The 16,591-nt window shown below is 47.9% G+C and carries 9 protein-coding genes; all 9 read left to right on the top strand.

Going from position 1 to position 16,591, the window contains the following annotated elements:
• Window positions 1-242 precede the first annotated feature (242 nt).
• The 9 genes from DF182_RS02155 (at window position 243) to DF182_RS02115 (ending at window position 16,585) form a co-directional block, all read left to right on the top strand.
• On the top strand, window positions 243-560 hold the full coding sequence (locus DF182_RS02155) for a hypothetical protein (protein ID WP_113614040.1): 318 nt from the start codon (window positions 243-245) through the stop codon (window positions 558-560).
• 103 nt (window positions 561-663) lie between these two features.
• Window positions 664-3,744, top strand: coding sequence for a SusC/RagA family TonB-linked outer membrane protein (locus DF182_RS02150; protein WP_113614039.1), 3,081 nt, complete (start codon window positions 664-666; stop codon window positions 3,742-3,744).
• Between the two features lie 3 nt (window positions 3,745-3,747).
• Window positions 3,748-5,442, top strand: a complete 1,695-nt coding sequence (locus tag DF182_RS02145; protein WP_113614038.1) for a RagB/SusD family nutrient uptake outer membrane protein — start codon at window positions 3,748-3,750, stop codon at window positions 5,440-5,442.
• Between the two features lie 149 nt (window positions 5,443-5,591).
• Window positions 5,592-7,316, top strand: a complete 1,725-nt coding sequence (locus DF182_RS02140; RefSeq protein ID WP_113614037.1) for an FAD-dependent oxidoreductase — start codon at window positions 5,592-5,594, stop codon at window positions 7,314-7,316.
• 159 nt (window positions 7,317-7,475) lie between these two features.
• Complete coding sequence (locus DF182_RS02135; RefSeq protein WP_113614036.1) at window positions 7,476-8,069, top strand: RNA polymerase sigma factor; 594 nt, start codon at window positions 7,476-7,478, stop codon at window positions 8,067-8,069.
• Window positions 8,070-8,138: 69 nt separating this feature from the next.
• Window positions 8,139-9,305: a FecR family protein gene (locus DF182_RS02130; RefSeq protein ID WP_113614035.1), complete on the top strand. Its 1,167-nt coding sequence runs from the start codon at window positions 8,139-8,141 to the stop codon at window positions 9,303-9,305.
• 316 nt (window positions 9,306-9,621) lie between these two features.
• Window positions 9,622-12,873 (top strand): TonB-dependent receptor, encoded by a 3,252-nt coding sequence (locus DF182_RS02125; RefSeq protein WP_161964029.1) that lies wholly within the window; start codon window positions 9,622-9,624, stop codon window positions 12,871-12,873.
• An 18-nt stretch (window positions 12,874-12,891) separates the two neighbouring features.
• The gene (locus DF182_RS02120; RefSeq protein ID WP_211327029.1) at window positions 12,892-14,478 is read left to right on the top strand and encodes a RagB/SusD family nutrient uptake outer membrane protein; all 1,587 of its coding nucleotides are present in this window, start codon (window positions 12,892-12,894) and stop codon (window positions 14,476-14,478) included.
• A 46-nt stretch (window positions 14,479-14,524) separates the two neighbouring features.
• On the top strand, window positions 14,525-16,585 hold the full coding sequence (locus tag DF182_RS02115; RefSeq protein ID WP_113614032.1) for a glycoside hydrolase family 2 protein: 2,061 nt from the start codon (window positions 14,525-14,527) through the stop codon (window positions 16,583-16,585).
• The last annotated feature ends 6 nt before the right edge of the window (window positions 16,586-16,591 follow it).

Here is a 16,591-nt window from a genome sequence, read left to right as displayed (position 1 = left end):
TAATATTCATGAGGTGTTGAGGTGCTTTTATACGGCGCCGGTTGTCTTGCTGCCTATAGGATAACTTGCTAAAAACCACTGCCAGCCAATATTTTTTCTTTGTTTTTAAAATAATTAATTAATTATAGGTTTGTTTTTTAAAAGAATTACTATATTGAGGTCTGTAATGGCAATTATGTTATAAAGTATGCTCTTTTGGCCATTTATTTTATAAAAGCAACCAAAATTCTACACACGTTCTGATGAAACTAAAGTTATTAGTCACCAGTGTATGGCTAGTGCTGTTCCTGTCTGTCTATGCTGGAAATGATCATCAACTGATCTTCTGTGGCAGCACACACAATGACCTGTACCACCTGTCGGAAAACCGCTGGGAATACCGGGCCTCCAACGCCGGCATCGGCCGGGGAGCCTGGAATACCCTCGCTGCCCGGACACAAAGCCGGATCGTGGCTGTCCGGGTACCAACGATAAAACCGCAAAGTTTCCGGGATCTCTTCCGGCAGTCTAACGTTAAAGCCTATATGAATACTGTAACCAAAATAATGTTCGAAGCATAAATTAATCATCAACCTGTAATTATCCGGTACAACCATAATGCTGGACTATGTCAACCATTAATTTTTAAGTCAAGTTCATTTTATCAATCAAAATTCGTTTTCTATGGGAAAACTTGCACGCCGCTGGCGAACAGGCAGTATCCTGCTGCTGTTGCTCGCCATCCTCCAACATCCGGAGGCCTTTGGGCAGAAAAGCTTTTTATTTAAAGGAAGAGTAAAAGATGCTGACGGGACACCGCTCATCGGTGTGAACGTAGTCATGAAAGGCACCGTTAAAGGTGGTACTACCAATGCCAATGGCGATTTTCAGTTTTCCGGAACTACGGCAACGGCTACACTTGTTTTCTCATTTGTGGGATATAAGACAACGGAAGTGGAAGCCAGCAGCCAGCAGGAAGTAAACATCTTCCTGGAACCGGCCAATAAACAAATTGGGGAAGTGGTAGTGGTAGGTTATGGTACCCAGAAAAAAGTAAACCTTACAGGCGCCGTATCAGTAGTAGATGGAAAAACGATGAACACCCGTTCTGTGGCTTCGGCCTCCCTGGCCTTACAGGGCGTGGCGCCGGGCGTAACTGTTACACAGCAGTCCGGTGTGCCGGGTGGTGATGCAGGTACTATCCGTATCCGTGGTATCGGCTCCATCAATGCCGGTCAGAACCCGCTGGTACTGGTAGACAATATCGAGATGAGCCTCGATGCGATTGATCCTAACAACATTGCCAGCATCTCCGTATTGAAAGATGCTGCTGCCGCCGCTATCTACGGTTCCCGTGCAGCCAACGGCGTTATCCTCATCACTACCAAAAGAGGGATCAGCGGCGTGAACATCAGTTATAATGGTTATCTCGCCAAACAAACACCTACCAATCTTCCTAAAAAGGTGGATGGTCTGGACCATATGAAACTGTGGGATGTGGCACAGGTAAACAGTGGTTTGCCTCCTGCTTTTACCCAGCAGATCGCTGACTATGAAAAACTGGGACCAGATAATTTCGCCCGCTATAATACCAACTGGAAAGACCTGATCCTGGTCAACAATGGTATCATGCATAATCACAACCTGAGCCTGTCGGCTGGTACAGATAAAATCAAAGTATTTGGCTCCGGTGGTTACCTGGATCAGAACGGCCTCACCGCCAACACTAACTTCAAACGCCTCGACCTACGTTTTAATACAGATATCGCGCTCACCAGCAAACTGTCTGCTTCTGCCGATGTAGTAGTAAACAGGTCTGAACGTTCCTGGCCCGGCCAGTCTACTCCGCAGGGCATTATCCGCGCTATGATAGGTCTGCCGGCTATTGCGCCCGGTCAGTTTAATACCGGTGAATGGGGAGAAGGATGGTCTAACATGAACCCCGCTGCACAGGCTAAAGACGGCGGCTTCGACAAACGCGTCACCGATTCCCGTATCCTCACCGGCACCCTTACTTACAAACCAATCAAAGGCATGGAACTATTGGCCAGCTACAGCTCCAACACTGCCAATGGCCATGCAAGACAGCTGCAGGACCAATACAAAATCTATACAGCAGATGTGGCCAACAACAAACTGCTCTTTGCCCGCAACTGGCCTGCCAACAACGCTTTGTACGACAATACTTCACAAACTACCCGCAACGTATTCCGTTCTCAGGCCAGCTACAACTGGAATATGGGCCAACATGGTTTCGCTGTATTGGGTGGTTTCACCACAGAGTTGTTTAAAACAAGTTATATCAACACACAACGTCAGAATCTGATTTCTCCTTCACTGCCATACCTGGATGCCGCAGACCCGCTGGGGCAAACACTCTCCGGGTCACAAAGTGAATACGCCATGGCTTCTGCCTATTCCAGGATCAATTACAATTACAAAGAAAAATACCTGCTGGAACTCAACGGTCGCTTTGACGCGTCTTCCCGCTTCAGAAAAGACAACTGGTGGAAACTCTTCCCCTCCGTGTCTGCCGGCTGGAGGATTTCAGAAGAAAATTTCTGGAAGTCTATCAGTAATGTCATTAACAGCGCTAAGATCAGAGGCTCCTATGGTGCATTGGGCAACCAGGACCTGGTGGTAGATGGTGTGGCCAACTATTATCCCACTTATGCGATGTATAGCACCGGCAACGCCAACAACTATTACTTCGGTAATGTGGTGAATGCCGGTTATGCACTCAGCACTGCTGCCAACCCTTACATCCGGTGGGAGACTTCCAAAATCATGGACGTAGGTATTGACTTCACCACACTCAACAACCACCTGACTGTTACTGCCGACTACTTCAAACGCAACATCATTGACATGTTGCAGTTGGACGGTGTACCTGCTTATGTAGGACTGGGCGCGCCTTTTGTAAACATCGGATCTATGCGCAACACCGGTTGGGAACTCGGTATCGGCTGGAAAGACCGTGCCGGTGAGTTCACGTATTCTGTACAGGCCAATCTTTCTGATGTGAAGAATGAAGTGGTGAGCCTGGGTGGTAAAGAATACATCAATGGTGCACTGATCATGCGGGAAGGTTATCCCTTGAATTCCTACTACGGCTATCAGGCTGAGGGCCTGTTCCAGTCGCAGGAAGAAATAGATAAAGCACCTTTCCACTTCGCCAATACAAAACCCGGCGATATCCGTTATGCAGACATCAGCGGTCCTAATGGCAAACCGGATGGTAAAATCGATGCCTACGACCGCGTAGTGCTGGGCAACTCCTTCCCCCGTTATGAATACAGCCTTAACCTCAACGGCCAGTATAAAGGATTTGATCTGAATATATTTTTGCAGGGTGTAGGCAAACGTAACAACTATATGTCCGGTACCGGTGCACAGCCTTTCTATTCCGCCAATTTCCAGGGAACGATGTTTGAGCACCAGAAAGATTACTGGACGCCAGATAATCCCAATGCAGCTTATCCAAGACTAACAGCCAACAGCATCGCCAATAACTACGTGACTTCTTCCTACTGGATGCGTTCCGGTGCTTATCTGCGACTCAAAAACGTAGTACTGGGTTATACAGTGCCTAAATCTCTGACCAGCAGAGCAAAGATCAAATCAGTAAGGGTATATGTGAGTGGACAAAACCTGTTCACCTGGGATAAATTCTTCCCTGGTTTTGATGTAGAGCAGACGAATACTGCAGGAGAATTTTACCCGATCATGAGAACTTATACCGTTGGCCTTAACGTAAATTTCTAAGCCATGAAAAAACTTATTTATAAAATAATTGGTTGCACTTTTTTCCTGGCCAGCATGTCGGGTTGCAATAAGTTCCTGGACAGGGCGCCGCTGAGTGCTCCGGCCACCGGTACTTTTCTGAATAATGAAAATGAAATCAATGTTTCCCTGACAGCGGTGTATGCCTCTATCAAATGGGAGTTTGGCCTGGTGCCTTACCAGTCTGGTTCTGATGCATGGACCGATCTGGCTATTCTGCGTGCCAACGATCTGGGAGAAGGAACTTTTGACACCTACAACGCACACCCCAAAGCACTGTGGACATTTGCCTATGCTACCATTCAGCGTGCCAATACCATGCTCGATGGTATGGTGAAAGCCAAAGCCAGTGTGCCGGCGGCCACTTACAACCGTATGGAAGCAGAAGCCAGAGTACTGCGCGCCTGGTCTTATTTTTACCTGGCCTTTATGTTTGGAGATGCGCCACTGATCACCAAACCACTGCAGCCTACTGAATTTTACAACCAGAAACGGGCGCCCAAACAGGATATTGTAAAATTCATTTATGCTGAACTGGATGAAGCCGCCAAATCACTGGACTGGCTGCCATCTGTGAGAGGCAGAGTAAGCAAGTCTGTAGCTATGGGCCTGAAAGCCCGTGCTGCCATAAATAATAAAGACTATCAGATAGCTGCCGATGCGGCCAAACTTGTGATAGACAACGCAGGCATCTCCCTGAATCCAAAGTTCCAGGATCTGTTTACCCGCAGTGGTCAGAAACCTAATGCTGGTAATGAAATCATGCTGGAAGTGCTGTATACCGATGCGCTGGCAAGCTCCATCACCTACCTGCCGCTGGGTAATGCATCCCGCGCTGCTGGCGGACAGTCCGGCCGTTTTCCTACACAGCGCCTCGTGGATATGTTTGAGTGCAACGATGGTAAGAGAATTGATGAATCACCCAAATACGATCCGCAGAACCCTTCCAAAAACAGGGACCTGCGCCTGAAATACACAGTGTCTCTGCCTGGTGATACGCTGACGATGAACAACACCACTTTTGTATATGATATCTACAAGAACACTACTTCGTTCAAAAATGGAGATGGTACCTGGTCGGTAAAAACCAATGCAGACTATGATAACGCCTTTGGTCCTTCCAAAAGCGGCGTCGGTTATCTGTGGACCAAATACACCATGACGGATGAAAATGTGTTTCTGGCTAAAGTGAGTTTTATTCTGATGCGTTATGCAGAGGTATTGCTGACTTATGCCGAAGCAAAAATTGAACTGGGTCAGCTGGATGGTACTGTGATAGCGGCTATCAACAAAGTAAGACAACGTGCCGGTCAGCCGGTAGTATCTACCGCTATCGAAACAGACCAGACAGAGCTGCGTAAACTGATTCGCCGCGAACGTACAGTGGAGCTGGCAGTAGAAGGTTTCCGCTGGTTTGATATCCGCCGCTGGGAGATTGCAGACCTGGTGATGCCCGGCAAAGTAGTGGGGATCGCCAAAAGCCCTGCAGCCATGCCATCCATCCCTAATTTTAAAGCTTCCCCGGTACATGACCTGAACAGTATTCCGGATTACACCGGCCAGCTGGACCTGCGTTACACCAGAGAAACACGTTTCTGGACACCGAAACTGATGTTGTTGCCGGTACCGCAATCAGAGCGGGATATTAATCCGGGGCTGAGTCAGAATAAAGACTGGTAACTGTGATTTTTGTGATGAATCATGATGAATATGATGATCATGATTTGTTGATCATTTAAGACGCTCATCATGTTCATCATGATTCATCACAAAAATCACAGTTTTAATTAGATCATAAAAATCAGTTTAAATCATATTAATCACAGTTCATGAAGAGAAGGAATTTTTTGGGAATGCTGGCACTGAGTGGAGGAGCTGTTGTTGCCAAACCTGTATTGGGACTGGCTGAGCAGAACAAAGGGGCAGTAACGGCAAGGGGTAAACGTAGAGTGGAGAAAATAACAGCCGACCTGGTGATTGCGGGTGGCGGGCTTGGGGGAGTGGCGGCTGCATTGGCAGCACTGCACAACAAACAAACCGTGATCCTGACGGAGGAAACAGACTGGATAGGTGGGCAGCTGACGCAGCAAGGTGTGCCACCGGATGAACATCCGTGGATTGAAACCCATGGTGCGCCGGCACGTTACCGCGAATTGAGAAACCGTATCCGTGAATATTATGTACGCTACTATCCGCTCACAGCTGATGCCCGGCAACGGCCCCAACTCAATCCGGGTGACGGTGCCGTGTCGAAGCTTTGTCATGAGCCCAGAGTGGCATTGGCTGTGATGCAGGATATGTTGGCGCCTTTTATCAGTAATGGCAGTCTGGTGTTGCTCACAGAACACAAGGTGGTACGTGCACAGGTAGAGGGGAATAAGGTGTTGTCGCTGGTAGTGCGGAATCTGCGTACCGGTGAGGAGTTGATTTTAAAAGGCAGTTATTTTTCGGATGCTACCGAAATGGGTGATCTGTTGCCTATGACAGGGACCGAATTCGTGACAGGAACAGAGTCCAGACGGGATACCGGTGAGTTGCATGCACCGGAAAAGGGCAACCCTGAAAATAATCAGGCTTTCACGGTATGCTTTGCGATTGATTATGTACCGGGTGGCAACTTCGTGATCGACAAACCGGCTGAATATGATTTCTGGCGTAATCACGTGCCGGCGCTGACACCCGCCTGGTCGGGCAAGCAGCTGGACCTGCACTATTCCGATCCCCGTACGCTGAAACCCAAGCTGTTGGGCTTCCATCCGGAAGGCGTCAAAACGGGCGATGCGCTTAACTTGTGGAACTACCGCCGTATCATCAATAAAAACAACTTCGAAGAAGGGCTGTATGCCGGTGATGTGACCATCGTCAACTGGCCGCAGAATGATTATATGCTGGGCAACCTGATCGGCGCCAGCCCGGAGAAATTTCATTATCATGTGGGAAGGGCCAAACAGCTCAATCTCTCCCTGTTGTACTGGCTGCAGACAGAGGCTCCGCGTCCGGACGGCGGCAAAGGCTGGCCTGGCATCCGGCTGCGTAAGGATATTATGGGCACCGCCGATGGTATGGCAAAATATCCATATATCCGGGAGGCGCGGCGTATCAAGGCTAAATTCACCATCCTCGAAGAACATGTAGGAGCCGAGCAGCGGACGCAGAAAACGGGTCAGACCCAAGGCGTGAAAGCCGCTACTTTCCACGACAGCGTAGGAGTGGGGTATTATCATATCGACCTGCACCCCAGTTGTGCAGGTGTGAACTATGTAGACTTCGGGTCTTTGCCTTTCCAGATTCCTTTGGGCGCCTTGTTGCCCAAAAGAATGGAGAACCTGCTGCCTGCCAACAAAAACATTGGTACCACACATATTACCAATGGCTGTTTCCGCCTGCATCCGGTAGAATGGAGCATAGGAGAGGCCGTGGGGCTGCTGGTGGCTTTTGCCCGCAGCAAAAATGTGACACCCGGGCAGGTATGGGAACAGGCATCACTGCTGAAGGATTTTCAGGATTATATCCAGGCACAGGGCGTGGAAACGGCCTGGCCGGCACAATCATAGGTCGTTACCATTTTTTCACCTTTATGCGAGCAATGCCGCCTTTTTTCTAAAAGGCGGCTTTTTTTATGGTAGCCCATATGCAAATGCAAAAAATATCCAAGTGACCAGATTATCTGATTTGTTTTATATTAGTCCCGGAATGAAAATTTAGAACGCACTGTGAACATACACGAGGACAGGATACTTTTTTCGCGGATTGCAAGTGGGGATGAAGCAGCTTTTCGTATACTGTATCATCGTTATAATGCAGTGCTGTCTGTTTCTGTACGGAAATTGCTCCGGTCAGAAGAAGCTGCAGCAGAGGTGTTGCAGGAAGTCTTCCTGAAGGTATGGCTGTTGCGACATACCCTTGAAACCATTGAAAACCCCGCCGGATGGATGTATACCATGGCATCCAATTACTCCCTCTCCATACTCAGAAAAGTTGCCCGCGAGAAATACCGGGTGGAAGCGATTACCCATGATGATATAGAAGATAGCCTGGATGTAACAGAAAAGTTCCGGGTGAAGGAACTGCAGGGCCATATTAAAAATGCCATTGAACAACTGCCGCCGTCCCGGCGGGAAGTATTTGTGATGAATACACAGGATGGAAAATCCCGTAAGGAGATTGCCGAAGCGCTCGATATTTCAGAGCATACGGTTAAAAACCAGCTGGTCACCGCCCGGAAGTTTATACGGGAATACCTGGAAAAGCATACGGGAGAAGGCTTGCCGGTATTGCTGATAGGAGTGTTGTTAAGAATTTTTTAATTTTTTTTCAGATGGCATAGTACAGTTGGTTTTTTTATGCGTCTGAATGAGTAAAAGCGGGAAGCGACAGTGGAAGCAAAAGAATATTACAGGTTTTTGTTGCAACGTTATTACGAGGGTTCTGCTACCGCGGCAGAAGAGGAAGAGCTGTATGCAGAGCTGAAGAAACATGCCGATGATGAAGCGTGGGTAGCATTAATGGATGAGCTGCATGCCGGAACTGTAGCAGATCCGCAATATAATCCGGTGGAGTATGAGCCGATGCTGCAGGGTATTTTGCAAGCCGGTGAAGGTCCGAAAGTGCGCCGCATAGCGGGCTGGCGCCGATGGGCAGCTGCAGCTGCGGTGTTGTTGTTTTCCGTTGGCGGTTACTACTGGTGGCAGCATGGGCAGCGCAACGTATTGTCAGATGCGCCCGTAGCGGTGGCGGCAGATGTATTGCCTGGTAAAAACGGGGCGGTCCTCACACTGGCCAACGGCCAGCAGGTGGTACTGGACAACCACGGCGATGGCCTCATCACCAGCACCCAGGGCACACAGGTAGTATTAAAAAATGGACACGTAGAATACAAGTCTTCCGGCACAGGCACCCCTGTTAATAATACCTTGCACACACCACGTGGACGAAAGTTCAGAATGCAGCTGCCGGATGGTACACAAGTATGGCTAAACGCCGCCAGCTCCCTCTCTTTCCCCACGGCCTTCACCGGCAAAGAAAGGAAAGTGGAACTAACCGGGGAAGCCTATTTTGAAGTAGCCAAAGACCAAACGAAACCTTTTGTGGTAAGCCTCAGTAACAATACTTCAGTGAAGGTACTAGGTACCCACTTCGATATCAGCGCCTATACCGATGAACCGGGCATCAGCACTACCTTGCTGGAAGGTGCCGTACAGGTGAATGTTCCTGAACATAGCAGCACGCTCAAACCAGGGCAGCAGCTGCTGTTTAATAAAAATGCCGGCACGGTGGTGTTAAACAAAAACATCGATACCGCTGCGGTGATGGCCTGGAAAAATGGTGTGCTGAGTTTTCAGGATAAAAAACTAACTGCTGTGATAGCCATGATAGCGCGCTGGTACGATATAGAAGTTATCTATGCTACCACGCCGCCGGATATCACTTTCGTAGGAGAAATAGGCAGTGATGTAAATCTTTCCAGTGTCCTTACATTTTTGAGAGAGTCAGGGATACAATTTAATCTGGAAGGAAGAAAACTGATCATAGGAAAACAGTAATCAATAATAAACAATCAACAACAATCAGCCAACAAAGCGTATCTGTCGATACGTTGTGAAAAAACAGTGAACAACCAATTCAAATATCAATTTATTGTCTGCCTGTAATAGAAAACCGAAAGTGCTTCGACCCACTTCCGGCTGGATGGTTACAGCCATGCAAAACAGTTGAGAGTTCTGGTACTCTATCATTTTTTACAAGCCAAACCGCTACAAAGTTATGCAAAAAACTGCTCTTTGTAACCAGGCGAGCTATGTCCCTAAGTCAACCGGGGCGCGTAGCAGAAGCTGGTTACCAACCAAAATGCTGCTAGTCATGAAGCTGACGTTTTTCTTTCTTACTGCTGTTATGTTGAATGTAAGTGCTGCCGGATATGCACAGCTGATCACCTGGTCGGGTAAGAACGTGCCGGTAGAGAAGATTTTCAGTATTATCCGCCAACAGTCAGGCTACACAGTGGTAGCCAGCCGCGAAGTGCTGCTCAAAGCACATCCGGTGACGCTGAACGCGGAGAACATGCCGGTAACAGATTTCCTTGAGCTGGTGCTGAAAGACCAGCCATTGAAATATGTAATTGAAAACAAATCCATCTTTATTTCTCCTAAAACAACATCCCGCAACGTAGCTCCGGCTATTGGTATGGAAGCCGCGCCACAGCTCAATATCAGCGGTAAGGTTACCGACGAAGCCGGTAACCCCCTGCCTGGTGTGTCTGTGCGGGTAAAAGGTACAGCACTGGGTATTTCTACCGGTGCTGATGGTAGCTACTCGCTGCATATCCCGGCGGAAGGCCCGCAGGTATTACAGTTTACTTACCTGGGGATGATACCCCAGGAGGTAACTGTTACCAACAGCACCAGCATTAATATTGTGATGAAATCTTCTGTGGAACAACAGAACGAAGTGGTGGTAGTAGGTTATGGTACCAAAAAAAGAAGTGATGTGACCGGGTCTATCTCTTCTGTTCCTACAGAAAGACTGAAGAACCAACCAGTGAGCAACGTATTGCAGGCGATCCAGGGTTCTGCTGCCGGTATCAATATCGTTAATAACACCAGCAAGCCCGGTAGTTCTCCGGCCTTTTATCTCCGTGGTATTAAATCCATCAATGCCAGCAATGCACCGCTGATCGTGCTGGACGGAGTACCCTTCAGTGGTGATTATAATGATATCAACCCTAATGATATCGCCGCTATTGATGTACTGAAAGATGTTTCCGCTTCCGCTATTTATGGTGCCAGAGGCGCTAATGGCGTTATCATGATCACTACCAAAAGAGGTAAATCAGGAAAACCGGTAATCGCCTATAACGGCTATGCAGGTGCAGAATTTCAATCGAATGTAATGAAGAATATGGACGGTGAGCAATACCGTACCAAAAACCACTGGTACAATATTCAGGCAGGACGTCCTACTGCACCGGACCTGCCTTATCTCACCGAACAGCAGAACTTTGCCAACGGTATGCCGGAAGTAAACTGGCAGAAGGAAATCGGTCAGCAGGGCTTTATTCATAGCCATGAGCTGAGTATCTCCGGTGGAACAGACAATGTAAAATATTATGTGTCTGGTACCTATCTGAAACAGGATGGTACGATCAAAGGCTATCAGTTTAATCGTAGCAGTATCCGCGCCAACATCGACGCTAATGCTACCTCCTGGCTGAAGACCGGCCTCAATCTGTTTTTGGTGAACAACAACAGCGATGGCGGCAGGGCAACCCTGTTTGATGCCAACTCCCTCAGTCCTTATGGCTCACTCTATAATGCCAAAGGAGATTATGAAGTATATCCGATTGCGCCGCAGACATTATATCAAAGCCCGCTCATCAATGTATACAATCCGGGCCTGAACCGTAGCAAAAACGTGACTGCCAGCGGTTATGCAGAAGTAGCGCCCACATTCCTGAAAGGTTTAAAGTATCGTGTGAATGGTTCCTATGCTTTCAGACCTGTAAGGCAAGCCGACTACTGGGGCCGTAAAGCCGGTGATATGCTGGGTACAGCCAAAGTATACAACGAGGAGAAAAGACAATGGATCGTGGAGAATCTGTTGAGCTACGCTACCAGCTTCGGAAAACACGGACTGGACTTCACCGCTTTATATAGTGCGCAAAAGGATGAGAAATTCACCTCACAGCTGGATGCCAACACATTTATCAACGACAACCTCGATTTCAACAATCTGAGCAGCGGCCAGGTACAGAAAACAAAATCGGAATATTCAGGTAGCAGCCTGCTGTCACAGATGTTCCGCGCCAACTACACCTATGACAGCCGTTATCTGCTGACCGCCACCATTCGCCGCGACGGCTTCTCCGGTTTCGGCGCCAGCAACAAATACGGTGTATTCCCATCCATAGCTGCCGGCTGGAATGTACATAATGAAAAGTTTATGGCTGCAGTGCCGGTGATCTCACAACTGAAACTCCGAGCCTCCTATGGTAAATCCGGTAATCAGGCCGTAGGCGCTTATCAGACCCTGACCCGCTTAAACACTGTTCAGTATATCTATGATGGAACGACTGTAATCGGTGTGGTACCCGACAAACTGGGTAATGCAAACCTTAAATGGGAAACAACCAAAGGTCTTAACGTAGGTATTGATTTTGCCTTGTGGAATAATCGTCTGAGCGGCACCGTAGAAACCTATAGCACCAATACCTACGACCTGTTGCTCAGCAGAAGGATTCCTGCTATCACTGGTTATACTTCTGTATTTGATAATATCGGTAAAACTGCCAACAGAGGATTGGAAATTCTGTTGAACAGCCGTAACATCCAGGGTAATGACTTCACCTGGCAAACTTCTTTCAACATCTCTTTCAACAAAAACAAAGTAGTGTCTTTGTATGGAGATAATAAAGATGATATCGGTAATAACCTGTTCATCGGAAAACCGCTGCTGGGTATCTATGACTACACCATGACGGGTGTATGGCAGGAAGGGGAAGATATGAAGCTGGACCCTGGTGTGAAAGCCGGTTATCTGAAATTTGCAGATCTCGATAACAATGGAAAAATAGACGCCAATGACCGCTCTTACCTGGGTACACAACTGCCTAAGTATATTGCCGGCCTGACCAATACTTTTACCTATAAAAATTTCAGCCTCAATATTTTTATTCAGGATGTACACGGTTCCCTGCGTCCTAATTATCTCCTGGACAACCGCGATCAGGGTGGCACAGTAAACCTGCCTGCTGATATTCCTTACTGGACTTCTGAAAACAAGATCAATACCAACCCTTCGCTGATATATACCAATCCGAGGGGATACAAGTATGCACAGGACGCTTCCTTTATCCGTATCAAGGACGTTACCTTCAGCTATACCTTCGATAAAAAATTACTGGAGCGTTATAAAATCGGTAACCTGATGATGTACCTCAGCGGCCGTAATCTGGGCACCTTCACCAAATGGAAAGGCTGGGACCCTGAAACAGCACCCATCGGCGCTGTTAACTCTAACGCAAAAATAGATAATGGGCAGGGTGTTGGTTCGCAGAGTTCCGATTTTTATCCGCTGACCGCTACCATTGTGTTTGGTGTTAATATCAGTCTGTAACTTTTAAATGCTTTTGTAATGAAAAAATCATCTTATATATACGGCATGCTGCTGGCTGGAATGGTAGCCACCGGCACCACTTCCTGCAGCAAACATTTTCTGGATGAAGAGCTGAAATCGAGCTACGCACCAGACAATACACTGGTAGACGAACTGGGGTTTGAAGCCGCCAGTACCGGAATGCTAAGCATCATGCGCAATGATTACGGCAATATTCAGGGATTGCTGGCTACCTTTTATGTAGGCACAGATATGGCTATCACAGGGCAGCCGAATACCACACAGGCGCCTTATGAAGACTACCGCAACCTCAACTCCCAGACCGGTTCTGTTTCTACCATCTGGACATGGAACTATAAAGTGATCAACGCTGCCAATAACATCATTGCCGGCGTTGACAATCCTAAAGCCATCCTCACGCCGCAGCAGCGCGCTTTTTATAAGGCGGAAGCCAGCTTTTTCAGAGCTTATGCCTATAATCAGCTGTCTATCCTCTATGGTGGCGTGCCCCTGATAAAAGCACCAGTGACGGTGCCCCGCACAGATTATGTACGTGCCACTGAAGCAGAAGTAATCCAGCTGATCATCGACGATCTCACCTTTGCGGAAGCCAATCTGCCTGATCCCGCGAACGTAAAGAAACAGGGTCGTATTAATAAATTTGCTGCTTCCCAGTTGCTCGCAGAAGCGCTGCTGCGCGCCAATAAGCCGGCAGATGCAGAAGCTGCAGCCAAAAGAGTAATCGATGGTAAATTTTTCAGCCTTACTACCGCCCGCTATGGTGTAAAAGCATCCCTGCCTGGTGATCCGTTCGCGGATATGTTCACCTACGGCAATATGCGCCGCAGCCAGGGTAATAAGGAAGCGATCTGGGTGATAGAGCAGCAGTATAACATCCCCGGTGGTGGCAGTACTGAATTTGATCAGCGCAGACGGGAATGGGGACCTTTTTATGTAAACGTGTCCGGTATGAAGGTATGTGACTCCCTCGGTGGCCGCGGTATCGGCAGGATCAGACCTACCAACTGGTGGACTTATGAACTGTACGAGAAAAACGATATGCGTAATTCTCCCTACAACATCCGTCGTACCTATTACTACAACGACCCCGCATCTGCTAAATATGGCCAGCAGGTGATAGTAAGCGGATTCGATACCATTCAGAACATCTACGCACATACTACCAAATGGTATGAGTTCCAGCCACAGGATATTCAGGGTGCGCAGTCTTATAAAGACAGGATTCAGATGCGCCTCGGCGAAACGTATCTGCTCCTCGCTGAAGCGCAGCTGCTACAGGGCCGTCCGGCGGATGCTGCTGCCAGCATCAATATGATCCGTGCCCGTGCAAACGCTACACCAGTGCAACCTGCCGAAGTAACCATGGATTACATCCTGGATGAAAGAGCCAGAGAACTCACGGCGGAAGAACTGAGAAGACTAACCCTCATCCGCACCAAAAAACTGGTAGACCGCGTACGCAAATACAATCCTAAGGTAGCACCTACCATCAGCGACTTTAACATTCACCTGCCGATTCCGCAGTCCGAAATCGATGTGAATAAAGATGCGGTGTTATCGCAGAATGATGGATATCAGAAATAATTGTTTATTTGACATTTAAATTTTTCAGACTGATTCTATTTTCATCATGAAGAAATTTTCAGCAGCAAGCATCCTGTGCGCATTCCTGTTTTTACAGGGATACGCACAGGAAAGCAGAAAAGTGGTCCCTTTTAATGACAACTGGTCTTTCAGAAAAGGAGCGCTGACCACCGATAAAAACCAGCCCGACACCGGCTGGGTAAATGTAACGGTGCCGCATACCTGGAATAACAAGGATATGCAGGAAGGTAAAAACTTCTATGCAGGGGAAGCCTGCTACCGTAAAGTGTTTACGGTAGATTCCTCGTTGAAGGGCAAAAGGTTGTTCCTGCGTTTTGAAGGAGTGGGATCTGTTGCGGGTCTGTATGTCAACAATCGTTTGATTGGTGAACATAAAGGCTCTTATTCCGCTTTCTGTTTTGAGATCACACATTCTGTGAAGTATGGTGCTGAAAATACCATTGTGGTGAAAGCCAATAATACCGCAAGGGAAGATGTATTGCCTATCAATCATTTTCTATTCGGCATCTTCGGTGGGATTTACCGGCCGGTAAGCCTGCTGGTTACCAATGATATCAATATCACCACTACAGATTATGCTTCTCCCGGCATTTATATCCGCCAGGGAGAGATCAGTGATAAAAAAGCAGCGATCAGTGTTACAGCCAAAATCGAGAACAAACAGCTGCATCACAAAGACGTAGTGATACAAACCATCATCAAAGACCGTCAGGGCAAACAGGTGGCCATCAACAGCAAAAAGGTGAATGTCAGTCCACAGGGCATCAATATCATTCATCAGGATCTGGTGGTAGGTAATCCGCATTTGTGGAATGGTCTCAAAGATCCCTATCTCTACTCATTGACTACCTCCGTGGTGGCTGATGGTAAAGCACTGGATGCTGTAACACAACCGCTGGGTATCCGCCGCTTTGAAGTAGTGCCAGGCAAAGGATTTTTCCTGAATGGCAAACCCTATATCATGCATGGTGTCACCCGCCACCAGGAATGGCAGGACTGTGGCAATGCGCTGACCAACGCACAACACAAAGCCGATCTGGACATGATCCGGGAAATAGGTGCTACCACCATCCGCTTTGCGCATTATCAGCAGGCCGAATATCTGTACTCCCAGTGCGACAGTATGGGCTTTGTGATATGGGCAGAAATTCCTTTCGTTAACAACGCATCCGGCAAAGAAGGAGATAACGCCAAACAGCAGATGACAGAACTGATCCGCCAGAACTTTAACCATCCTGCTATCTACGTGTGGGGACTGCACAATGAAGTATATTCCAAAACACCGGACGAACATGTGGCAGTGCTCACCCGTCAACTGAATGATGTGGCCAAAACAGAAGACCCTGACCGCTATACCACCGCTGTTACCGGTTATGGAGAGATGGACCGCCCCGCTAATCTGGCTGCAGATATACAAGGTATGAACCGCTACTACGGCTGGTACGAAGGGAAAATCGAAGACCTCGAAGGCTGGGTGAAAGGCCTGGAACAAAAATATCCGGACTATAAACTGATGCTCACCGAATACGGCGCAGATGGCAACATTAACCAGCATACAGATACGCTGTCTACCAACTTTAATCCGGTAAACGGACAGTTTTTCCCGGAAACCTATCAGACGGCGACGCATGTTAAACAATGGGCTATCATAGAAAAACATCCGTATATCGCAGCTTCCTATCTCTGGAATACGTTTGAATTTGCAGTGCCCATGTGGAATAGGGGAGGCGTGAATGCCCGTAATCTCAAAGGGTTGATCACTTACGACCGTAAACAAAAGAAGGACGCGTTTTTCTGGTACAAAGCCAATTGGAACCCGGAACCGATGATTTATATCGCCGAACGTCGTAACAATATCCGTAAGCAGGCGAATGTAAAAGTGGAGGTATTCAGTAACCTGGAGAAAGTCACCCTTAGCGTGAACGGTGGCGCTCCGATGACAGCCAGCGCGGGCGCTAATAACAAGGATTTCCTGTTTGATCCTATCGTCCTGAAACCCGGCAATAATACTATCACTGCTACGGGTATACGAAATGGTAAAGTGTTCACGGATACGATAACCTGGCAATTACAGGCATCGGAATAAAACATA

This window comes from Chitinophaga flava, assembly GCF_003308995.1.
Taxonomy (GTDB): Bacteria; Bacteroidota; Bacteroidia; order Chitinophagales; family Chitinophagaceae; genus Chitinophaga; species Chitinophaga flava.
This window is presented reverse-complemented; position numbering and strand designations above follow the sequence as displayed.

Excerpts from the sequence above, each read along its gene's own strand:
- DF182_RS02155 (WP_113614040.1), top strand. The coding sequence starts at position 243 with ATGAAACTAAAGTTATTAGTCACCAGTGTATGGCTAGTGCTGTTCCTG.
- DF182_RS02150 (WP_113614039.1), top strand. The coding sequence starts at position 664 with ATGGGAAAACTTGCACGCCGCTGGCGAACAGGCAGTATCCTGCTGCTG.
- DF182_RS02145 (WP_113614038.1), top strand. The coding sequence starts at position 3,748 with ATGAAAAAACTTATTTATAAAATAATTGGTTGCACTTTTTTCCTGGCC.
- DF182_RS02140 (WP_113614037.1), top strand. The coding sequence starts at position 5,592 with ATGAAGAGAAGGAATTTTTTGGGAATGCTGGCACTGAGTGGAGGAGCT.
- DF182_RS02125 (WP_161964029.1), top strand. The coding sequence starts at position 9,622 with ATGAAGCTGACGTTTTTCTTTCTTACTGCTGTTATGTTGAATGTAAGT.
- DF182_RS02120 (WP_211327029.1), top strand. The coding sequence starts at position 12,892 with ATGAAAAAATCATCTTATATATACGGCATGCTGCTGGCTGGAATGGTA.
- DF182_RS02115 (WP_113614032.1), top strand. The coding sequence starts at position 14,525 with ATGAAGAAATTTTCAGCAGCAAGCATCCTGTGCGCATTCCTGTTTTTA.